General features: G+C 75.0%; 21 protein-coding genes. 3 read left to right on the forward strand and 18 right to left on the reverse strand.

Going from position 1 to position 20,230, the window contains the following annotated elements:
• Positions 1-2: 2 nt before the first annotated feature.
• On the forward strand, positions 3-920 hold the full coding sequence (locus tag ACI79T_RS00355; protein ID WP_456608055.1) for an ABC transporter ATP-binding protein: 918 nt from the start codon (positions 3-5) through the stop codon (positions 918-920).
• Positions 917-1,948 carry a hypothetical protein gene (locus tag ACI79T_RS00360; protein ID WP_456608056.1) on the forward strand — a complete coding sequence of 344 codons (1,032 nt, stop codon included), beginning with the start codon at positions 917-919 and terminating at the stop codon, positions 1,946-1,948. The genes ACI79T_RS00355 and ACI79T_RS00360 overlap by 4 nt, the downstream gene beginning before the upstream one ends.
• 3 nt (positions 1,949-1,951) lie before the next feature.
• Here ACI79T_RS00360 and nusB read toward each other — a convergent pair whose 3' ends face one another.
• The 15 genes from nusB to ACI79T_RS00435 form a co-directional block, all read right to left on the reverse strand.
• Positions 1,952-2,359: a transcription antitermination factor NusB gene (gene nusB / locus ACI79T_RS00365; RefSeq protein ID WP_456608057.1), complete on the reverse strand. Its 408-nt coding sequence runs from the start codon at positions 2,357-2,359 to the stop codon at positions 1,952-1,954.
• 15 nt (positions 2,360-2,374) lie between these two features.
• Positions 2,375-2,935 (reverse strand): elongation factor P, encoded by a 561-nt coding sequence (efp, locus tag ACI79T_RS00370; RefSeq protein WP_456608058.1) that lies wholly within the window; start codon positions 2,933-2,935, stop codon positions 2,375-2,377.
• Positions 2,936-4,042, reverse strand: a complete 1,107-nt coding sequence (locus tag ACI79T_RS00375) for a M24 family metallopeptidase (RefSeq protein ID WP_456608059.1) — start codon at positions 4,040-4,042, stop codon at positions 2,936-2,938.
• On the reverse strand, positions 4,039-4,473 hold the full coding sequence (aroQ, locus tag ACI79T_RS00380) for a type II 3-dehydroquinate dehydratase (protein ID WP_456608060.1): 435 nt from the start codon (positions 4,471-4,473) through the stop codon (positions 4,039-4,041). The genes ACI79T_RS00375 and aroQ overlap by 4 nt, the downstream gene beginning before the upstream one ends.
• Positions 4,470-5,531 (reverse strand): 3-dehydroquinate synthase, encoded by a 1,062-nt coding sequence (gene aroB / locus ACI79T_RS00385; RefSeq protein WP_456608061.1) that lies wholly within the window; start codon positions 5,529-5,531, stop codon positions 4,470-4,472. Before aroB ends, aroQ begins: the two co-directional genes overlap by 4 nt.
• Entirely contained in the window at positions 5,528-6,061 is a 534-nt protein-coding gene (locus ACI79T_RS00390; RefSeq protein ID WP_456608062.1) for a shikimate kinase, read from the reverse strand. The genes aroB and ACI79T_RS00390 overlap by 4 nt, the downstream gene beginning before the upstream one ends.
• A complete protein-coding gene (aroC, locus tag ACI79T_RS00395) occupies positions 6,058-7,242 on the reverse strand; it encodes a chorismate synthase (RefSeq protein WP_456608063.1) in 1,185 nt (394 codons plus the stop codon). The genes ACI79T_RS00390 and aroC overlap by 4 nt, the downstream gene beginning before the upstream one ends.
• A gap of 46 nt (positions 7,243-7,288) precedes the next feature.
• Complete coding sequence (locus tag ACI79T_RS00400; protein ID WP_456608064.1) at positions 7,289-7,951, reverse strand: prepilin peptidase; 663 nt, start codon at positions 7,949-7,951, stop codon at positions 7,289-7,291.
• A gap of 8 nt (positions 7,952-7,959) precedes the next feature.
• Complete coding sequence (locus tag ACI79T_RS00405) at positions 7,960-8,766, reverse strand: shikimate dehydrogenase (protein ID WP_456608065.1); 807 nt, start codon at positions 8,764-8,766, stop codon at positions 7,960-7,962.
• Complete coding sequence (gene mltG, locus ACI79T_RS00410) at positions 8,759-10,528, reverse strand: endolytic transglycosylase MltG (protein WP_456608066.1); 1,770 nt, start codon at positions 10,526-10,528, stop codon at positions 8,759-8,761. The genes ACI79T_RS00405 and mltG overlap by 8 nt, the downstream gene beginning before the upstream one ends.
• Positions 10,525-11,040 (reverse strand): Holliday junction resolvase RuvX, encoded by a 516-nt coding sequence (gene ruvX, locus ACI79T_RS00415; protein ID WP_456608067.1) that lies wholly within the window; start codon positions 11,038-11,040, stop codon positions 10,525-10,527. Before ruvX ends, mltG begins: the two co-directional genes overlap by 4 nt.
• A gap of 165 nt (positions 11,041-11,205) precedes the next feature.
• Complete coding sequence (alaS, locus tag ACI79T_RS00420) at positions 11,206-13,890, reverse strand: alanine--tRNA ligase (protein WP_456608068.1); 2,685 nt, start codon at positions 13,888-13,890, stop codon at positions 11,206-11,208.
• A gap of 52 nt (positions 13,891-13,942) precedes the next feature.
• Positions 13,943-14,233 carry a hypothetical protein gene (locus ACI79T_RS00425; RefSeq protein WP_456608069.1) on the reverse strand — a complete coding sequence of 97 codons (291 nt, stop codon included), beginning with the start codon at positions 14,231-14,233 and terminating at the stop codon, positions 13,943-13,945.
• The gene (locus ACI79T_RS00430) at positions 14,233-14,658 is read right to left on the reverse strand and encodes a DUF948 domain-containing protein (protein ID WP_456608070.1); all 426 of its coding nucleotides are present in this window, start codon (positions 14,656-14,658) and stop codon (positions 14,233-14,235) included. The genes ACI79T_RS00425 and ACI79T_RS00430 overlap by 1 nt, the downstream gene beginning before the upstream one ends.
• Before the next feature lie 98 nt (positions 14,659-14,756).
• Positions 14,757-16,094 carry a replication-associated recombination protein A gene (locus ACI79T_RS00435; protein ID WP_456608071.1) on the reverse strand — a complete coding sequence of 446 codons (1,338 nt, stop codon included), beginning with the start codon at positions 16,092-16,094 and terminating at the stop codon, positions 14,757-14,759.
• Between the two features lie 35 nt (positions 16,095-16,129).
• Here ACI79T_RS00435 and ACI79T_RS00440 point away from each other — a divergent pair, with 35 nt between their 5' ends.
• On the forward strand, positions 16,130-16,990 hold the full coding sequence (locus ACI79T_RS00440; protein ID WP_456608072.1) for an aldo/keto reductase: 861 nt from the start codon (positions 16,130-16,132) through the stop codon (positions 16,988-16,990).
• Positions 16,991-17,029: 39 nt separating this feature from the next.
• On the opposite strand, the gene ACI79T_RS00445 is transcribed toward ACI79T_RS00440, so the two are convergent.
• The 3 genes from ACI79T_RS00445 to ACI79T_RS00455 all read right to left on the reverse strand — a co-directional run bounded on the left by ACI79T_RS00445 (position 17,030) and on the right by ACI79T_RS00455 (position 20,090).
• Positions 17,030-17,965: a hypothetical protein gene (locus tag ACI79T_RS00445; protein ID WP_456608073.1), complete on the reverse strand. Its 936-nt coding sequence runs from the start codon at positions 17,963-17,965 to the stop codon at positions 17,030-17,032.
• A gap of 61 nt (positions 17,966-18,026) precedes the next feature.
• The gene (locus ACI79T_RS00450; protein ID WP_456608074.1) at positions 18,027-18,965 is read right to left on the reverse strand and encodes a hypothetical protein; all 939 of its coding nucleotides are present in this window, start codon (positions 18,963-18,965) and stop codon (positions 18,027-18,029) included.
• 33 nt (positions 18,966-18,998) lie between these two features.
• Positions 18,999-20,090 (reverse strand): pyridoxal-phosphate-dependent aminotransferase family protein, encoded by a 1,092-nt coding sequence (locus ACI79T_RS00455; RefSeq protein ID WP_456608075.1) that lies wholly within the window; start codon positions 20,088-20,090, stop codon positions 18,999-19,001.
• Between the last annotated feature and the right edge of the window lie 140 nt (positions 20,091-20,230).

The raw sequence follows: 20,230 nt of genomic DNA on the forward strand, positions 1-20,230 counted from the left end.
GCATGGCGGCGGTGCAGATGGCGGGGGTCACCAAGACCTACCGCGGTAAGGGCGGCCAGCCGCACAAGGCGCTGGACGGGCTGGACATGACCGTCGACGCCGGCGGCGTCCACGGCCTCCTCGGCCCGAACGGCTCCGGCAAGACGACGTCGATCCGGGCGCTGCTCGGGCTGGTGCGCATCGACGCCGGTGACATGCAACTGCTCGACCGCCCGGTGCCCGCCGGCCTGTCCGGCGTGATCGGCGACGTCGGCGCCCTGGTCGAGACACCGCTGTTCTTCCCCGGTTTCTCCGGCCGGCGCAACCTGCGCCTGCTGGCCGAGACCGCCGGCGTCACGCGGGCCCGCGTCGAGGAGTGCCTGGAACTGGTCGACCTGCGCGAGCGGGCCGACGACCGGTTCAAGGGCTACTCCCTCGGCATGAAGCAGCGCCTCGGCATCGCCGCCGCGCTGCTCAAGGCTCCCCGGCTGCTGATCCTCGACGAGCCGAGCAACGGGCTGGACCCCGCCGGCATCCGCGACGTCCGCGAGCTCATCCGGCGGCTGGGGTCCGACGGCCGGACGACGGTGCTCGTCTCCTCCCACCTGCTCGCCGAGATCCAGCAGGTGTGCGACTCGGTGACGATCCTGGCCCGCGGCCGGCGGGTGGCCTCCGGGCCGGTCGCCTCGGTGCTCTCCCAGGCCGGCACCGGCGACGTCCGCGTGGCGGTCCCCGACCCGGCGGGCGCGGCCGCGGTCCTCAGCGCCGCCGGGTTCAGCGTCTCCCCCGCGCCCGACGGCCAGGTGCTCGTGCACGGCGCGCCCGCGACCGGAGAGATCACCCGCGTGCTCGCCGAGCACGGCCACTACCTCGAGGAGCTTGTCCGCGTGACCCCCGACCTGGAGAGCGCGTTCCTCGCCATCACCGGGAGCCAGGCATGAGCGCGGTGACCGAGCAGCCGACGGCCTCGCCCGAGCCGACGTCGGCCCGGCGGGGCGGCAGCCTGTTCCGGGCCGAGCTGCACCGGTTCACCGCCCGCCGGTTCATCCAGGTCCTGCTGGGGCTGGCCGTCCTCGGCTGGCTGGCCGCGATCGTCATCGGGTTGCTCCAGTTCGGCGAGCCGACGGACGCCGACTACGCCGCCGCCCGCGAGCGCATGGACGAGATCATCGCCAGCGAGGAGGCCTGGCGCGCGGACTGCGCGATCGAGGCCGAGAACGTCGGCGAGCCGGTCGACCAGTTCTGCGGCCCACCGCTGGATGCCTCCACCTGGCGCGTCGAGGACTTCCTCGACAAGGCCCCCTTCGACCTCGGCGCGCTCGGGGAGCCCGGCGCGATCGGCTTCGCGGCCGCCGCCGCGGTGCTCGCCTTCCTCGTGGGCGCCACCTGGATCGGCGCGGAGTGGTCCACCCGGACCATCGTGGCGCTGCTGTTCTGGGTGCCGAACCGGCTGCGGGTCATCGGCACGAAGATCGGCGTCCTGGCCCTGGCCGCGCTGGTCATCGGCGTGGCGGCCCAGGTCGCCTGGCTGGTCATGGCCTGGGTCCTGCGGACCTTCGTGGGCACCGACCAGGCGCTGCCGGAGGGGTTCTGGGGAGAGCTGCTGGCCGCGCAGGGGCGCGGGGTCCTCCTCGTGGTGCTGATCGCACTGATCGGCTTCGGGCTGGCCAACCTGGTCCGCAACACCGGGGCGGCGCTCGGCATCGGGTTCGTCTACTTCGCGATCGTCGAGACCGCGCTGCGGATCTACGACCCGATGCTGGAGCGCTGGCTGCTGTCGACCAACGCGGTCGCCCTCGTCGTCCCCGGCGGCGTCCCGGTCATCGACTACAGCGTCATGAGCACCGGGCCCGAGGGACCGCCGACCTACCTGGTCACGAACCTGCAGGGCGGCCTGGTCGTCGGCGCGTTCGCCGCGGTGATCCTCGGCGCCGGCATCTGGCTCTTCGCCCGCCGCGACCTGCAGTGACGGTCAGGCGGTGGGGACCTCGGCGGTGAGGATGGCGCCCAGGACGCCGTTGACGTAACGCGGGGACTCGTCGGTGGACAGCGCCTTGGCCAGCTCCACCGCCTCGTCGATGACGACCGCGTCGGGCACGTCGTCGGCCCAGAGCAGCTCGTAGGTCGCCATCCGCAGGATCGCCCGGTCCACGTCGGGCAGGCGGTCCAGCGACCAGCCGGCGGTGTGCGTCTCGATCAGCTCGTCGATGCGCGCGCCGAACTCGTCGACACCCTCGACCAGGCGGATCGCGTGGTCCGGCACGGGCGGGTTGCCGTCGGCGACCCGCTCCCGGAGCAGCTCCATCCGGTCCCGGCCGCGGACGTCCGCCTCGTACAGGACGTCGACGGCGCGCTTGCGCGCCTTGGAGCGGGCAGCCATGGGATCAGCCGGCGCTCAGTTGACGCGGCCGAGGTACCGGCCGTCGCGGGTGTCGACCTTCAGCTTCTCGCCGGTGGTGATGAACAGCGGCACCTGGATCTGCGCGCCGGTCTCCAGCGTCGCGGGCTTGGTGCCACCCGTGGAGCGGTCGCCCTGCAGGCCCGGGTCGGTGTGCTCGACGACGAGCTCCAGGGTCACCGGGAGCTCGACGTACAGCGGGGTGCCGTCGTGCACCGCCACGACCACCTCGGTGTTCTCCAGCAGGTAGTCCGCACCCCCGCCGACGGTCTCGGCAGGCACGTAGATCTGGTCGAACGTGTCGCCGTCCATGAAGACGAAGTCGGTGCCGTCCTTGTACAGGTACGTCATGTTCCGCTTGTCCACGTTGGCCGTCTCGACCTTGGTGCCGGCGTTGAAGGTCTTGTCCACGACCTTGCCCGACAGCACGTTCTTCAGCGTCGTCCGCACGAAGGCGCCGCCCTTGCCGGGCTTGACGTGCTGGAAGTCCGTGACGGTCCAGAGCTGGCCGTCCAGGTTGAGGACGATGCCGTTCTTCAGGTCGTTGGTGGTAGCCATCTAGAGAACCAGCAGTTCCTTGCTCGTGAGGGTCAACAACTCGGGCGCGTCGTCGGTGACGATCAGCGTGTCCTCGATCCGGACACCGCCGTGGTCGGGCAGGTACACGCCCGGCTCCACGGTGACGGCCATACCGGCGGCCAGCCTACCCGCGCCCTGCTGGCCGATGCCCGGCGCCTCGTGGATCTCCAGGCCGACGCCGTGCCCGAGGCCGTGCGTGAAGTGGTCCCCGTGGCCGGCCGCGACGATGACGTCGCGCGCCGCGGCGTCCACCGCGACGACGTCCGCACCGACCGCCAGCGCGGCCCGTCCCGCCGCCTGGGCGGCCGCCACCAGCTGGTAGATCTCCCGCTGCCAGTCGGCCGCATGCCCCAGGACGACGGTCCGCGTCATGTCCGAGTGGTAGCCGTCGACCGTCGCCCCGAAGTCGAGCTTGAGGAAGTCGCCGGCGCGCAGCTCGGTGCGGTCGGGCCGGTGGTGCGGGATCGCCGAGTTGGCGCCGGTGGCGACGATCGTCTCGAACGACGGCGCCTCGGCACCGAGCGCCAGCATGCGGGCGTCCAGCTCGCGGCCGACCTCCAGCTCGGTGCGCCCCGGCCGCAGGGCGCCCTCGGCGGCCAGCTCCGCGAGCGCCTGGTCGGCGACGGCGCAGGCGCGGCGCAGCGCCTCGATCTCGTCGTCGTCCTTGATGGCGCGCTGGCCCTCGACGGCACGCCGGACCGAGGCCAGCTCGGGGACGGCGCCGCCGGCAGCGGCGTCGGCGAGCACCCGCTCCAGGCCGTGCAGCCCGTCGACGGTGAGGTCGTGCGACTCGTAGCCGATCCGCCCCGCGCCGCGCTGCACCGCCGCCCGGGCCAGCGCGGGCGTCGTTGCCCGGTCGACGACCAGCTCCACGTCGGGCACCTGGACCCCGGCCTGCGTGGTGTACCGGCCGTCGGTGCCGAAGACGTCCCCGCCGTCGACCCGCACCAGCAGTGCGCCGTTGGAGCCGGTGAACCCGGTCAGGTAGCGGACGTTGAGCAGGTTCGTGACCAGGACGGCGTCCAGCCCGCGCTCGGCGGCGGTGGCCCGCAGGACGTCGCGCCGGGCGGCGGTGCGCTCGCTCACCGGTGCCCCCGCAGCGACATCCACTGGAGCGCCAGCACGTACCCCTCCACGCCCAGCCCCGCGATCACGCCGTCGGCGACCCGGGAGACGTAGGAGTGCTGCCGGAACTCCTCGCGGCGGTGGATGTTGCTGATGTGCACCTCGAGGACCGGCGCGGTCACCGCGGCCAGTGCGTCGTGCAGCACCACCGAGGTGTGCGACCAGCCGCCGGGGTTGACCACGATCGGGTCGCCGGCGTCGGTGGCCTCGTGGATCCAGCGCAGCAGCTGCCCCTCGTCGTCGGTCTGGCGCACCTGCACCTCCATCCCGAGCTCGCGCGCCGCCGTCTCGATGAGATCCACCAGCTGGGCGTGGGTCGCCGAGCCGTAGATCTCCGGCTCGCGGGTGCCGAGCCGGCCGAGGTTGGCCCCGTTGAGCACCTGGATGGTCATGCCTTCTCCTCGCGCACGGCGTCCCAGGCGGCGTCGAGCCAGGCCTGGTCGGGATCGGTCAGGATCGTGGGGGCGCCCAGCCCGTCGAGGACGACGAACCGCAGCGACGCGCCCCGGGCCTTCTTGTCCACCCGCATGACCTGCTGCAGCTGCGCCCAGTCGCCGGCGTACCGGGTGGGCAGGCCCATGGCGGCGACCAGGTCGCGGTGCCGGGCCACCTCCGCGGAGGTGAGCAGGCCGGCCTGCCCGGCCAGCTCGGCGGCGAAGACCAGCCCGACGGCGACGGCCTCACCGTGCCGCCAGCCGAAGTCCTCCACCCGCTCGATGGCGTGCGCGAGGGTGTGGCCGTAGTTGAGGAACTCGCGGACACCCGTGTCGAGCAGGTCCTCGCCCACCGCCGCGGCCTTGACCCGCACCGCGCGCTCGATGAGCTCCGCGGTGTCCCGGCGCCCGCTGGGGTCGGCGTCGAGCAGCTCGAGGATCCGGGCGTCGGCGATGAACCCGCACTTGACGACCTCGGCCAGCCCCGAGCGGAACTCCACGTCCGGGAGCCCGGCCAGCAGGTCGGTGTCGGCGAGCACCGCCGCCGGTGGGTGGAACGCGCCGACGAGGTTCTTGCCGGCCGCGGTGTTGATGCCGGTCTTGCCACCCACGGCGGCGTCCACCATGCCGAGCAGGCTGGTGGGCACCTGCACGACGCGGACGCCGCGGGTCCAGGTGGCGGCCAGGAAGCCGGCCAGGTCGGTCACCGCTCCCCCGCCCACGCCGACGACGGCGTCCGCGCGGGTCAGCCCCAGCCGGCCGAACTCCTCCCAGACCTCGGCGGCGACCCGGGCGGTCTTCGCGGCCTCGCCGTCGGGGACGACGACGGCCTCCGCGGCCACGCCGGCGGTCTGCAGCGTCTCGACGGCCGCACCCGCGGCGGCGGCCAGCGGCGGCGCGTGGACGACGGCGACCTTCGGGGTACCGGCGAGGACCAGCCCGAGCTCGGCCTGGGCCCCGGGCCCGATCCGCACCTCGTAGGGCCGCTCCCCCGCGACGGGGACGCGGCGGATCACCGGGCCCCCTCCGGCGTCAGGACGGCGAGCACCTCGGCGACGACCTCCTCCGGGGAGCGCCCCGCGGTGGCCACCGGGTGGGTGGCCACCTCCGCGTAGAGCGGGGCGCGCTGTTCGAGCATGGTCCGCAGCATGGCCCGCGGGTTGACGGCCAGCAGCGGGCGGTCGCGGGACAGGCCCACCCGCCGGGCGGCGGAGGCGACGTCGACGTCGAGCCAGACGACCGTCCCGCCCGCCCGGCCGTAGGCCACGAGCAGCTCCCGCGTCGCCGCGCTGGTGACCGCGCCCCCGCCGAGCGCCAGGACGCCGTCGTGCTCGTCCAGGGCGCGGGCGACGGCCCGCTCCTCCAGCGCGCGGAAGTGCGGCTCACCGCGCTGCACGAACAGGTCCGCGATGCTGCTGCCGGTCTCCAGCTCGACGTCCCGGTCGGTGTCCCGGAAGGGCAGGTCGCGGGCGGCGGCGACGGCCGTGCCGACCGTCGTCTTGCCGGATGCCGGGGGGCCCACCAGGACCAGTGCCGGGGAGGTCATCGGTAGGGCAGCGCGTCGAGGTAGGCCTGCGCGTTGCGCCGGGTCTCGGTGACCGAGTCGCCGCCGAACTTCTCCAGCACGACGTCGGCCAGCACCAGCGCCACCATCGCCTCCATGACCACGGAACCGCGGGGCACCGCGCAGGCGTCGCTGCGCTGGTTGATCGCCACCGCGGCCTCCCCGGTGGCCACGTCGACGGTCTGCAGCGCCCGGGGCACCGTGCTGATCGGCTTCATGGCGGCGCGGACGCGCAGCACCTCGCCGTTGGTCATCCCGCCCTCGATGCCGCCGGCGCGGTCGGTGAGCCGCTGCACCCGCGTCCCGCCGTCGGCCAGCACGATCTCGTCGTGGGCCACCGAGCCCCGGCGGCGGGCGGTCTCCAGCCCGTCACCGACCTCCACGGCCTTCACCGACTGCACGCCCATGAGGGCGGCGGCGAGCCGGGCGTCGAGCCGGCGGTCCCAGTGCACGTGCGTGCCCAGGCCCGGGGGCAGGCCGTGCACCACGACCTCGATGACGCCGCCCAGGGTGTCACCGGTCTTCCGGGCGTCGTCGATCTCGGCGACCATGCGCTCGCTGGTCGCCGGGTCGGCGCAGCGCACCGGGTCCTCGTCCAGCCGCGGGTTGTCGTCCGGCCCCGGGAGGAGCCCGTCGGGGGCCACGACGGGGCCGATGCCCACGACGTGGCTGACCACGGAGACGCCGAGCGTCTGCCGCAGGAAGGCCTGCGCGATCGCGCCGAGGGCCACCCGCGCCGCGGTCTCCCGCGCGCTGGCCCGCTCCAGCACCGGCCGGGCGTCGTCGAAGCCGTACTTCTGCATGCCGGCGAGGTCGGCGTGGCCGGGGCGCGGCCGGGTGAGCGGCGCGTTGCGGGCCTGGCTGGCCAGCACGTCGGCGTCGACCGGGTCGGCGGACATGACGGTCTGCCACTTGGGCCACTCGGTGTTGCCCACCTGGACGGCGATCGGGCCGCCCTGGGTGCGGCCGTGCCGCACCCCGCCGGTGAGCGTGACGAGGTCCTGCTCGAAGGACATGCGGGCGCCCCGCCCGTGCCCCAGCCGGCGGCGGGCCAGCTGCAGGTCGAGGTCGGAGGTCTGCACCTCGACCCCGGCCGGGAGTCCTTCGAGGATGGCGGTGAGCTGCTGGCCGTGCGACTCACCGGCGGTCAGCCAGCGCAACATGCCGGGGATTGTGCCAGGCCGCTCCCGAGCGCCCCGCCGGGATCGCTCACCCGGGTGGGACACCACCGACCAGGAGGGCGAGCACGGCGCCGACGAGCAGCGGCGGGCCGAAGGGGACGGAGCTGCGCCAGCCCGCGCGGCGGCTCGCCACCAGGGCCACCGAGACCACGGCGCCGGTGAGCAGGCCGAGGAAGACCCCGGCCAGCAGGACCCCCCAGCCGAACCAGCCCAGCACCAGCCCGATCAGGCCCAGCAGCTTGACGTCACCGAAGCCCAGGGCCGCGGGAGCCAGCAGCCGCGCCGCCGCCGGGATCGCGAACGCCGCGGCGCCCGCACCCACGGCCCGCGCCAGCGGCAGCCAGGTGCCCAGCACGGCGGCGTCGGCCAGCAGGGCCGCGCCGCAGACCCCCAGCGCCGGCAGGAGCACCCGGTCGGGCAGCCGGTGGGCGGCCAGGTCGACCGCGGCGAGGACGACGGCGGCGCCCGCCGCCCAGGCGAGGGCGACCGTCGCCGGCCGCACCCCGCAGAGCAGGACCGCCCCGGCGAGCCCGGCGGCCAGCAGGCCGGTCGCCAGCGCGGTGGTCCCGGGTGCGGCCCGGGCCCGGACATCGTGGGCGGCCAGCCGGGCGGCGGTGCGCGCCAGCCAGGGGCCGACGCCCAGCGCCACGACCAGGGCCGCGCCGACCAGGAGCGGGCGGGAGACCTCCACGGTGGCGGTCAGCGGGCGTCGAGCGCGGCCCGCATGGCACCGATCGGTGCCGGCTGCCCGGTCATCAGCTCCACCTGCTCGGTGGCCTGCCAGAACAGCACCTCGAGGCCGCTGACGACCGTCCCGCCGGCCGCGGTCACCCGGTCGGCCAGCGGTGTCGGCCACGGGGAGTACAGGACGTCCAGCACCGTCTGGCCGGGCCCCCACTCCAGCGCCGCCACGGCGGGCTGGCCGTCGACGGGCACGGTGCTCACGACGACCGGGACCTCGACCCGCGCGCCGGCCAGCGGGAGGACGCGGCTGCCCACCCCGAGGGTGTCCAGCACGCGCACCAGCTCACCGGCCCGGGACGGGTCCCGGACGACGACGTCGACCCGGCGGGCGCCGAGCGACGCGAGCGCCACGGCGGCGGCCGCGGCCGTGCCCCCGGCGCCGAGGATCGCCGCGTCCTCCACCTGCTCGACCCCGGCCAGCTGCAACGCCATGCCGACGCCGGTGACGTCGGTGTTCTCCGCGCGCCAGCCGGCCTCGGTGCGGACCAGCGTGTTGGCCGCCCTCAGCAGCCGCGGCAGCGGCTCGACCACGTCGGCGACCTCGACCGCCGCCTGCTTGCACGGCATGGTGACCGAGAAGCCGCGCCACTCCTCGCCCAGCCCGGCCAGCAGCACCGGCACGTCCTCCGCGCCCACGTCGAGGGCGTCGTAGGTCCAGTCGAGGAGCCCCAGCTCCGCGTAGGCGGCGCGGTGCAGCAGCGGGGACAGCGAGTGGGTCACCGGCCGGCCGAGGACCGCCGCCCGCTGGTGCCGCTCAGCCACCGCAGCCGAGACCGGCCGCGGCGCACCGCTGCCGGGCGGCCTGGAACTCGCTGTAGTCGCTGGTGAAGAAGTGCGCACCCTCCTCCGACTCCAGCACGTAGTACAGGAGGTCGCCGCTGCTCGGGGCCAGCGCCGCCTCCAGGCTGGCCTCGCCGGGCGAGCTGATCGGCGTCGGCGGCAGGCCCTGGCGGTTCCGGGTGTTGTACGGGTTGTCGGACGCCAGATCGGTCACCGTCAGCTCGTTGCCGCTCTTGTCCAGCCCGTAGGCCAGCGTGGCGTCGATGCCGAGGGCGATCCCCTGCTCGAGCCGGTTGTAGATCACCTGGGCCACGTCGGGACGCTCCTCGTCCAGCCGCGTCTCCGACTGGACCATCGACGCGACCGTGACGACCTCGTACGGGGTGAGGCCCAGCGCCGCGGCGCGCTGCTCGAGCTGCAGCCGGCCGGCCGTCGCGGTGAACGTGTCGACCATCTGCTGCAGCATCTGCTGCGGCGTGGTGTCGGGCTCGAAGTCGTACGTCGCCGGGAACAGGAAGCCCTCGAGCTGGCCGTTGGCGTACCCGGGCAGGGTGAGGGCCGCCGGGTCGGCCGCCGCCGTCAGCTCCTCGATCGGCCTGCCGGTCTCCTCCGCCAACCGGGCGAGGATCTGGTCCACCGTGAACCCCTCGGGGACGGTCACCCGCGACACCTGGCGCGCGGCCGGGTCCAGCAGGAGGTCCAGCGCCGCCTCGCCGCTCATCTGCAACCGGACCGTGTAGACGCCGGGCTGGATGCTGGTCGCATCGGGATTGGCCGACGCCGCGTCGATGAACGGTCCGGTGGAGGCGATGACGTCGGCCTCCTGCAGCGTGCGGGCGATGTCGCTGAGGGTGTCCCCCTCCTCCACGCGCACGTCCACGCTGCCGGTACCCGTACCGGCGTAGTCCTGGGAGGCGGGGTCGATCAGGGACAGCAGCTGCTGGCCGCCGAGCACGATGCCGGCCACGAGGCCGCCCAGCACCAGCAGCGCCGCGGCGATGGCGAAGGGACGACGGCGCCGGCGACGACGGCGACGGTCGCCGCGGGGGTCGTAGGGCGCGATCGGGATCTCGTCGTCGGTCAGCGCGCCGTCGTCGGCGGTGCCGTCCGAGGCGCCCAGCAGGTCGTCGTCGGAGGCGAGGACGTCGTCATCCGGGTGGGGGCCGGCGTCGTCGGCGGGGACGGGGGCGGCGGCGCCGCGCCGGCGGCGCAGGCCACGCCGGCGGGGGCGCTCCTCGTCCACGTTCGCACCGATCACGTCCAGCCCGCCGGTCTGCTCCTCCCAGATGGAGGAGCCGGCCGGGGTCCCGGCCTCGTCGGGGTGCTCGCCGTCGGGGTGCTCGTCGTGGGGACCGCTGCCCAGCCGGGGGGTGGCGACGGTGGCGTCGTCGTCGCCCGGCTCCGGGCGCGGGTGCAGCCGGCCCCAGGTCCCGGTGGGCAGCGGCGGGAGCGGTGCCGAGGGGTGCTGGCGGCCGGGGTCGTCGCCCTGCCGCGACGTGAGCGGGTGGCCGGGGCGGTCGCCGGAGCCGGCGGACCACCAGTCCGGCTCGACGAGCGGACCGGTCTCGTCCGCGCCGTGGTCGACCGGGCCGCGGTCGGACGGGTGCCGCGAGGGGTACGCGGAGGGGCCCGGCGGGAAGCCGCCGCCTGCGGGGGATCCCGGGGCCGTCCAGGACGGCGACGCACCTGCGCCGCCGTCGAAGGAGTGCCGGCCCCGCCGCGGCGGCCCGCCGGGCGCGCTCACGAGGGCGCCTGCCGACTGTCGAGATACTGCTGGAGGATCACCACGGCAGCCGCCTGGTCGATCACTGCGCGCTGGCGTCGGCTGTCGATGCCGCCCTCGCGGAGGTGGCTGGCTGCGGTCACGGTGGAGAGCCTCTCGTCGATCAGGTTCACCGGCACATCCGGAATGCGGTCGGCCAGTTCCTGAGCGTAATCGGCGGCATCCTGGGCGGAGCTGCCCGAAGCACCGGACAGGTGCACCGGCTCCCCCACGACCACCTCTGTCACCTCGTGTTCCACCACGAGCGCGGCGAGCTTGTCCAGATCGGCCTTGTCCTTGGCCCGCCGGAGGGTCTCCAGCGGGCTGGCGAGCATCCGCGTCGGGTCGGACAGGGCCACGCCGACCCGCACGGTGCCGACGTCGACACCCAGCACCCGGCCACGGACGCCGGAGGCGTCCGGCCGGCGCGGCGGCACCTGCAGGTGCCGCGGCCAGCCGCCGGACAGGTCGATCTCGGTGGTCTCGTGCTTCACCGGTGGGAAGCCCTGGCTGAGGTCGATCTCGGTCGTCGGGTGGTAGCTGGGCTGCTCACCCGTGGACGGCCGGGGCCGCGCCGGTGGCACGGCCGGCAGCTCGCGCCGCCGGCCACCGACCGGGCCGGTGTCCTCGGGGCTGTGCTCGGATCCGGACACGTTGGTCTACCTCCCACTGGCGGCCGCGACCGCCTGCTCGCCGGCCTGCAACGCCGCGGGGATACCCGCGGCGTCGGTCCCGCCACCCTGGGCGACGTCGGACTTCCCGCCACCGCGGCCGCCGACGGGGGCCGAGGCCGCTTTGAGGACGTCGTTGGCCGACAGCCCCTGTGCAACCGCGGCCGGATTCAGCGCGGCCACCAGTGCCACCTTGCCACCTGTCTCCGATGCGAGCAGCACGACCGCCGGCCGGTCGGCTCCGAGCCGCCCCCGGATGTCCAGCGCGAGGGTGCGCAGATCGCCGCCGCCCAGACCCGCCGGGGAGCCGGTGACGACGGCGACCCCGCCGACGTCCCGGGCCGAGGCGGCCAGGTCACCGGCCGCGGCGACGCTCTGCTGGGCGCGGAGCTCGGCCAGCTCCCGGTCCAGGTCGCGCAGCCGGGCGACCATGCCGCTCACCCGGTCGACCAGCCCGTCCTGGGGGGACTTGAGGATGTCGGCGAGCTGGCGCACCAGGTCCCGCTCGCGCGCCAGGTACCGGAACCCCTCGAGCCCGACGACCGCCTCGACGCGGCGGGCACCCGAGCCGACCGAGGACTCCCCGGTGAGCGCGAGGGTGCCGATCTGGGCGCTGCCGCGCACGTGCGTGCCACCGCAGAGCTCCCGCGACCACGGGCCGCCGATCTCCACGACGCGCACCTGCTCGCCGTAGGTCTCGCCGAACAGCGCCAGGGCACCGAAGGCCTGCGCCTCGGGCAGCGTCATCCAGGACGCCGACACCGCGTGGTCGGCGCGCACGGCGGCGTTGGCGACGTCCTCGATGTCGGTGCGCTGCTGCTGGCTGAGCGCGCCCTGCCAGGCGAAGTCCAGCCGCAGGTACCCGGGCCGGTTGTAGGAGCCGGACTGCAGCGCCTGCGGGCCGAGCACCTGGCGCAGCGCGGCGTGCACCACGTGGGTGCCCGAGTGCGCCTGGCAGGCGGACAGCCGCCACTCGCGGTCGACCTCGGCGGTCAGCTCGGCGCCGTCGCGCAGCTCGCCCTCCAGGATCCGCACCTGGTGGGCCACCAGGCCCTTGACCGGCCGCTGCACGTCGATGACCTCGGCGCGGCCGCCGTCCCAGGTCAGGATGCCGGCGTCGGCGACCTGGCCGCCGGACTCGGCGTAGAACGGCGTCCGGTCCAGGACCACGCGGGTGATCTCCCCGGGGCCGGCCGGCCGCTCGCCCTCGTCCTCGCCCTCGCGCACGATGCCGAGGACGCGGGAGTCGGTGCGCAGCGTCTCGTAGGCCTGCCAGTCGGTGGGCCCGTGGTCGGCCAGCAGCCGGCGGTAGGCCAGCACGTCGACCGAACCGGTGCGCTTGGCGCGGGCGTCGGCGCGGGCCCGGTCCCGCTGCTCCGTCATCAGGGCGCGGAACCCCGCCTCATCGACGGTGACGCCCTGCTCGGCGGCCATCTCGAGGGTGACGTCGATCGGGAAGCCGTAGGTGTCGTGCAGGCTGAAGGCCTGGTCGCCCGAGAGCTTCGGGGTGCCGGCCTGCTTGGCCTGCCGCACCGCCGTGTCGAACAGCGCCGTGCCGGAGGTGAGGGTGCGGCGGAACGCCTCCTCCTCCGCGTAGGCGACCCCGGAGATCCGGGTGAAGTCGGTGGCCAGCTCCGGGTAGCTGGCGCTCATCGCGTCGCGGGAGACCGGCAGCAGCTGGGGCAGCGTGGCCTCGTCGACGCCCAGGAGCTTCATCGACCGGACGGCCCTGCGCAGCAGGCGGCGGAGGATGTAGCCGCGGCCCTCGTTGCCCGGGGTGACGCCGTCACCGATGAGCATCAACCCGCTGCGCACGTGGTCGGCGACCACGCGCAGCCGCACGTCGGCGTCCCGGTCCTTGCCGTAGGTGACGCCGGCGAGCTCGGCGGCGCGGCGCAGCACCGGGGCCACCTCGTCGATCTCGTACATGTTCTCGACGCCCTGCAGCAGGTAGGCGACCCGCTCCAGGCCCATGCCGGTGTCGATGTTCTTCTTCGGCAGCTCGCCGACGACCGTGAACTCCTCCTTGCCCCGGACGTCGGTCAGCTCGTACTGCATGAACACGAGGTTCCAGATCTCCAGGAACCGGTCGCCCGCGGTGTCCACCAGGGGGCCGCCGTCGGGGCCGAACTGCGGCCCGCGGTCGAAGTAGATCTCCGAGCACGGTCCGCCGGGACCGGCGGCCCCGGTGTGCCAGTAGTTGTCCTTCTTGCCCAGCCGCTGGATCCGCTCGACCGGCAGCCCGGCGATGCGGCGCCAGGCGTCGGCGGCCTCGTCGTCGTCCAGGTAGACGGTGACCCAGATGCGGTCGGGGTCGAAGCCCAGCCCGCCGTCGGCCACCCGCCCGGTGATCAGCTCCCAGGCGTGCTGGATCGCCCCTTCCTTGAAGTAGTCCCCGAAGGAGAAGTTGCCGTTCATCTGGAAGAACGTGCCGTGGCGGGTGGTCTTGCCCACCTCCTCGATGTCGAGGGTGCGCACGCACTTCTGCACGCTGGTGGCCCGCGGGAACGGTGCGGGCTCCCGGCCGGTCAGGTACGGGATGAACGGCACCATGCCGGCGACGGTGAACAGCAGCGACGGGTCCGGGGAGACCAGCGACGCGCTGGGGACGACGGTGTGGCCGCGCTGGGCGAAGTGCTCCAGGAAGCGGCGGCGGATCTCGGCGGTCTGCATCAGGTCTTCTCGGTGTCGGGGGCCGGCGCGGTGCTCGAGCCGGTCCCGGGGGTCAGAGGTCGGCGGCGTGGGCCCCGCCGCGGCCACCGGGCAGCTGCGCCTGGTCGCCGGTGGGCAGGGGGGCGTCCAGGCCGGTGCCGGCGCGCAGCTCCAGCTCCCGCTCGCTCATCGCCTCCCGGACGTCGGCGCCGAAGTCACCGATCGCGTCGGCCAGGTCGCGCAGGCCCTCGGCGATCGAGGCCCCGATGCCGGCCGGGGTCATCTTCTCGGCGGCGGCGGAGAGCTTGCGGACGACGAGCGCGCCGATCGTGACCCCCATGGCGAGCCAGAACAGCCGGCGCATCAGGCGGCCCGCCGGGCGGCGCGGCGGCTGCGGCGCTCGGCCTTGTCCCGCGCGGCGGCGTCGGCCAGCGCCTGGCCCTCGCGCTTCTTCCGCGTCGCGCTGCGCACGCCGTAGCTGAAGGCGGCCACCTTGATCAGCGGGCTGCCGATCGTGGCGGCGACGACGCTGGTCAGCGCGGCGACGTTGCTGGAGACGCTCGCCGCGTTGCCGGTGATGTCGTCGACGCGCTCCAGGTTGCTGTTCACGTGCGCGACCGTGGTGCTGGCCTGGCCGAGGATCGGAGCGCTCTGCTCACGCACCTGGCGGATGGTCAGGGTGGTCTCGTCGAGCGTCCGGCCCAGCTTGAGCAGCGGCACGGCAACGAGCACCACCAGCAGCACCAGGGCGCCGGCTGCGATCAGCCCGGCGATCTCTCCTACGGACACGCGTGCTCCTGTTCTGAGGGGACTCGGCGCCGGGAGCGGACTCCGGCCTCGTCACAGTAGTCGCGGCCCCCCGCCGCCGTCCGTGCCCCGCCGGGCGGTCACCGCCGGCGCCGGATGATCGCCCGGAGCTTGGCCAGCCGTTCTCCGAGCCGCGCCTCGGTGCCGCGTCCGGTCGGCCGGTAGTAGTCCTTCCCGACGAGCGCGTCCGGCGGGTACTGCTGCGGGACGACGCCGTCGGGGTGGGCGTGCGGGTAGACGTAGGTGGTGCCGTGGCCGAGCTTCTTCGCCCCGCCGTAGTGCGCGTCCCGCAGCCCCGGCGGCACCGGCCCGCCCAGGCCGGCCCGGACGTCGGCCATCGACTCCCCCATTGCCGCGGTGATCGCGTTGGACTTCGGCGCCGTGGCGAGGTGCACCACGGCCTGGGCCAGCGGGAAGTGCCCCTCGGGCATGCCGATGAAGGCGACCGCGTCCGCGGCGGCCACCGCGGTGAGCAGCGCCGTCGGGTCGGCCATGCCGATGTCCTCGCTGGCGCTGATGACCAGCCGCCGGGCGATGAATCGGGGGTCCTCCCCCGCCGTCACCATGCGCGCCAGGTAGTGCAGGGCGGCGTCGACGTCGCTGCCGCGGATGCTCTTGATCAGGGCGCTGGCGACGTCGTAGTGCATGTCGCCCTGCCGGTCGTAGCGCACGGCCGCCTGCGCGACCGCCGTCTCCAGCGTGGCGAGGTCGATCTCCGTCGCGCCGGCCGCCTGCGCGGCGCCCGCGCCGGACTCCAGTGCGGTGAGCGCCTTGCGCGCGTCGCCGCCGGCCACCCGCACCAGGTGGTCCTCGGCCTCGGCGTCGAGCGTCAGCGCCCCCGCCAGACCGCGGTCGCTGGTGAGCGCCCGGTGCAGCACCGCGCGGATGTCGTCGTCGGTCAAGGGCTGCAGCGCCAGCACCAGGCTCCGGGACAGCAGTGGGCTGACGACGGAGAAGAACGGGTTCTCGGTGGTGGCGGCGATCAGGCTGACGATCCGGTCCTCGACCGCCGACAGCAGGCTGTCCTGCTGGGTCTTGGAGAACCGGTGCACCTCGTCGATGAAGAGCACGGTGCGGCGGCCGGCGTAGGTCAGCTCGCGCTTGGCGCTCTGGATGACCGCGCGGACCTCCTTCACGCCGGCGTCCAGCGCGGAGAGCTGCACGAACTGCCGCTTGGTGGCCAGCGAGATGACGTGCGCCAGCGTGGTCTTGCCGGTGCCGGGCGGGCCGTACAGCACCAGGGACATCGGCTCGTCGGACTCGACCAGCCGGCGCAGCGGGGCGCGGTCCCCGAGCAGGTGCTGCTGGCCGACGACCTCTTCCAGCGCGCGCGGCCGCATCCGCACGGCCAGCGGCGCCCCGGCGTCGACGGCCGCCTCGGCAGCCGCCTCCACGGGGTCGTCGAACAGCGAACTCACGGTTCAGACGCTACCCGCGGGGCACGACAGGCCCCGTGCAGCAGCGACGCATCGGGAACACGACCGTGGGCGCCATCGGGCTCGGCGCCATGCCCCTGTCCACGAAGGACGGCCGCCCCTCGCACGACGACGCCGTCGCCGTGGTCCACGCGGCCCTCGACGCGGGGGTGACGTTGGTCGACACCGCCGACGCGTACTCCCGCGACGAGGCGGAGTTCGGGCACAACGAGGCGCTCGTCGCCGACGCCCTGCGGTCCTACGGCCCCGGCGCCGCCGACGTGCTGGTCGCCACGAAGGGCGGCCACACCCGGCGGGGCACCGACTGGGAGCTCGACGGGTCCCCGGCCTACCTGCGGCGGGCCTGCGAGGCGTCGCTGCGCCGGCTCGGCGTGGCCGCCATCGGCCTCTACCAGTTCCACCGACCCGACCCCGCCACGCCGTGGGAGGACTCGATGGGGGCGCTGCGAGCGCTTGCCGACGACGGCCTGGTGCGCACGGTCGGCATCTCCAACGCCGACATCGCGCAGATCGACGCCGCCCGCTCGATCGTCGGGGAGGCGCTGGTCAGCGTGCAGAACCAGTTCTCGCCCGGCTGGCGGCACTCCGCCGACGAGCTGGCGCACTGCGCGCGGCAGGGGCTGGCCTTCCTCCCGTGGAGCCCGTTCGGTGGCGTCTCGGCGGCCGGATCCCTCGGTTCCAGCGCCCCCGCGTTCGCCGAGGTGGCCGACGAGCTGGGGGTGTCGGTGTACCGGGTCACGCTGGCCTGGCACCTGGCGCAGGCCGACGTCGTGGTGCCGATCCCGGGTGCGTCCCGCCGGGAGTCGGTCATCGACTCCGCCGCGGCCGCCCAGCTGACCCTCTCCCCCGACCAGCTCGCCCGCCTCGACGCCGCCTGAGCCCCGCCCCGGCCATGGCTGGAGACGGCCGGCCGGTGCTCAGGAAGTCTCCCGGCCGACGGAGCGGCTCGACCGTACGACGCACACCAGCGCCGCGACGACGACGGCGGCGATCCAGGGGGCGACCAGCTGGGAGTGGCCCGGTTGCGCGGCCTGCCAGAACGTCCGCCCCGCGGCGGCCAGGGCCTCGGGCAGCGTCTCGGGGAAGCCGGGCATGCCGGGCACACCTCCCCAGAGGTAGATCTCCAGGCCGACGACCGCGGTCGATGACGGTCCCACGAACCAGGCGCCCACCAGCACCACCGCCCACCACGCCAGCCGCGCCGCCGGACGGGCGCCGATCACCACGAGGGCCGCCGCGAGCACCACCGCCCCGGCCCACTGGCTCCAGCGCCAGTCGAGGACGAACACCCCGACGCCCTGCGTCGCATTCAGCAGCGCCAACTGCACCGCGTCGAGCCAGCCGGTCACCACGGTGGCCAGCGCGGCCAGGGAGACGCCCAGCCCGACCCGACCGAACACCCAGGCCGAGCCGAGGGCCCAGCCGACGCAGCCTGCGACGATCGTGAGCAGGCACAGGCCGGCGATCACCCGGCCCTCGCCGGAGGGTACCGGCTGGTCGGCGATGAACCGCCCCACCTGCAGCAGCGTCACCGCCATCCCCGTGGCCACGCCGGCGCCCGTCGCGGCCACCGCCGTCCGACGTCGCCCCGGGCGGGCGAGCCGGCCGAGGAGGCCGGCCACGACACCGCCCCAGAACGCCCCCATCCACAGGACGCCGGAGCTGGAGGCCAGCAGGGGCACCACCGGCCAGCCCCGGACCGGGTGATCGGTGAGCACGTCCTGGAGCAGCGACGGGAAGAACCCGACCAGCCACCAGCCGAGCGCCGCTACGGGGACCAGCGCCCAGGGCGGCAGCTGACGGAACGACCGGTCGTCCGACCCCTCCCGCTGCGAGACCTCCGGGTACAGCATGTGGTGGAGTCTGCCGCACGCCGCGTCGTGGCAGGGCCGGCATCACGCGAGCGCCCGGGCGTCAGCGGTCGACGACGTCCTTCGGTGCGGTCAGCTCCTCCGGCTGCTCGACCCGCGGACCCGCCGTCGGCCGCAGCCGCGGGCGGACGACGACCACCGCTGCGGCCACCGCGATCGCGACCAGCCACGGCAGCAGGTCCCGTCCCGCCGGCAGCGACGCCAGGCCGAACACCTGCCAGGCCGCGTCGAGTGCGTCCGGGAGCGTGGCCGGCAACCCGGAGCCCGGCCGCAGCAACTGCTCGAGGTAGCTGACCGCGGTCAGGGCCGGGGCGACGAACCACGCGAGGAGCACCACGGCCGGCCACCACGCGAGCCGGGCGACCGGGCGGGCTCCGACCACCACCAGGGCCGTCACGAGCAGCGCGGCACCGAGCCAGGGCCCGAGCCGCCCCGGCCCGGAGACCATGCCGTCGATCCCGACGAGGGCGATCACGCCCTCCGACGTCCACCAGGGGGCCGCTCCGGCCAGCACCGCCAGCCCCGGCGCGGCGCCGGCGGCGCCGAGGGCCGCCGGCGCGCCCAGCGCCCAGCCCGCTCCCGAGACCAGCACGACGACCGCGCTGAGCCCGAGGACGACCGCCGGCTCCGTCTCGAACGTGTCCGGGGCGTTCGTCCGGAGCGTTCGCACCGTCGTGCCCAGCGCGAGGACGACGGCCAGCGCGGTGCCCCCCGAGGTGGCCAGCACCCCGGCCGCCCGGCGCGCCGCGGCCCCGGAGAGCAGCCCTGCGGCCACGCCTCCCACCAGAGCCCCGAGCACCAGCGACCCGATCATGGACGGCGCGAGCGGGAGCGCCGTCCGGGCCCCGACCGGCAGCATGCGCAGCCCGCCGAGCAGCCAGAACAGGTACCCACCGACCCACCAGGCGGCAGCCGAGAGCGGGACCAGCGCCCACCACGGCACCCCCCGCCGGGCCCGGCGCTCGGGGACGACGTGGGCCACGGGCACCTCCTGGTTGCGGAACGATCCAGGACCCTAGCGCCCGAGGACCGCCTTCAGCGCCGACAGCACGAGCGCCACCTTGGCCGGCGAGGCGTTCGGCCCCATCAGGCCGATCCGCCAGACGCTCGAGGCGTAGGCGCCCACTCCCCCGCCGATCTCCAGGTCGAACCGCTCCAGCAGCTCCGCCCGCACGGCGGCCGAGTCGACGCCGTCGGGCACCTGCACCGTGGTCAGCTCCGGCAGCCGGTGGCCCTCGGCGGCGAAGAGCTCCAGCCCCAGCTCGGCCAGCCCCTCGTGCAGCAACCGGCCGGCCTCGGCGTGCCTGGCGTGGACGGCGTCCAGGCCCTCCTCGAGGATGCGGCCCAGCCCGGCGTGCAACGACACGACCATCCCCGTCGGGGCGGTGTGGTGGTAGGTGCGCCCGCCGGTGCCGGCCGCCTCGCCCGCGTAGCCGCCGAGCATGCCGAGGTCGAGGTACCAGCTCTGCGGCTTCTCGATCCGCCGCTCCCAGGCCCGGTCGGAGATGGTGAACGGCGCCAGCCCGGGTGCGACGCCCAGGCACTTCTGCGACCCCGAGTAGGCCAGGTCCACCCCCCAGTCGTCCAGCTCCACCGGGATGCCGCCGAGCGAGGTCACGCAGTCGGCCAGCAGCAGCGCGTCGCCCTTCCCGGCGGCCAGCGACGTCAGGTCCGACCGCACACCGGTCGAGGTCTCGGCGTGCACGGCGGCGATCAGCTTGGGCGCCGGGTGCGCGGCCAGCACCCGCTCGGCGTCGACCGGCTGCCCCCACTCGTGCTCGACCGCGACCACCTCCGCGCCGCACCGGGCCGCGACGTCGGTCATCCGCTGCCCGAACAGCCCGTTCACCGCGACGACGACGACGTCCCCGGGCCCCACGGTGTTGACGAACGCCGCCTCCATGCCCGCCGAACCGGTCGCCGACAGCGGCAGGGTGCGCCGGTTCGCCGTCCCGAACACCTGCCTGAGCCGCTCGGAGGTCTCGTCCAGGATCCCGAGGAACACCGGATCGAGGTGCCCCAGCAACGGCTGGGCGAGGGCGGCCTGCGCCTCCGGGTACGGGTTGGACGGGCCGGGACCGAGCAGGGTGCGGGCGCGCAATGGCATGCGGGGACGCTACCGCCGCCACCCCACCGCCCGCCGTCGTCGGTCGAGAGGACCGACATCGGGCTGGCAGGTGTTGCCAGGTTGTGACGCCTGAGGCGCAGGTTGCCACAGGCGCGTGTCGCACACTCGGCGTGAACCCG

Source organism: Blastococcus sp. SYSU DS0619 (assembly GCF_054051035.1).

Excerpts from the sequence above, each read along its gene's own strand:
- ACI79T_RS00355 (WP_456608055.1), top strand. The coding sequence starts at position 3 with ATGGCGGCGGTGCAGATGGCGGGGGTCACCAAGACCTACCGCGGTAAG.
- ACI79T_RS00360 (WP_456608056.1), top strand. The coding sequence starts at position 917 with ATGAGCGCGGTGACCGAGCAGCCGACGGCCTCGCCCGAGCCGACGTCG.
- nusB (WP_456608057.1), bottom strand. The coding sequence starts at position 2,359 with ATGGCTGCCCGCTCCAAGGCGCGCAAGCGCGCCGTCGACGTCCTGTAC.
- efp (WP_456608058.1), bottom strand. The coding sequence starts at position 2,935 with ATGGCTACCACCAACGACCTGAAGAACGGCATCGTCCTCAACCTGGAC.
- aroQ (WP_456608060.1), bottom strand. The coding sequence starts at position 4,473 with ATGACCATCCAGGTGCTCAACGGGGCCAACCTCGGCCGGCTCGGCACC.
- ACI79T_RS00390 (WP_456608062.1), bottom strand. The coding sequence starts at position 6,061 with ATGACCTCCCCGGCACTGGTCCTGGTGGGCCCCCCGGCATCCGGCAAG.
- aroC (WP_456608063.1), bottom strand. The coding sequence starts at position 7,242 with ATGTTGCGCTGGCTGACCGCCGGTGAGTCGCACGGCCAGCAGCTCACC.
- alaS (WP_456608068.1), bottom strand. The coding sequence starts at position 13,890 with ATGCAGACCGCCGAGATCCGCCGCCGCTTCCTGGAGCACTTCGCCCAG.
- ACI79T_RS00425 (WP_456608069.1), bottom strand. The coding sequence starts at position 14,233 with ATGCGCCGGCTGTTCTGGCTCGCCATGGGGGTCACGATCGGCGCGCTC.
- ACI79T_RS00445 (WP_456608073.1), bottom strand. The coding sequence starts at position 17,965 with ATGCTGTACCCGGAGGTCTCGCAGCGGGAGGGGTCGGACGACCGGTCG.
- ACI79T_RS00455 (WP_456608075.1), bottom strand. The coding sequence starts at position 20,090 with ATGCCATTGCGCGCCCGCACCCTGCTCGGTCCCGGCCCGTCCAACCCG.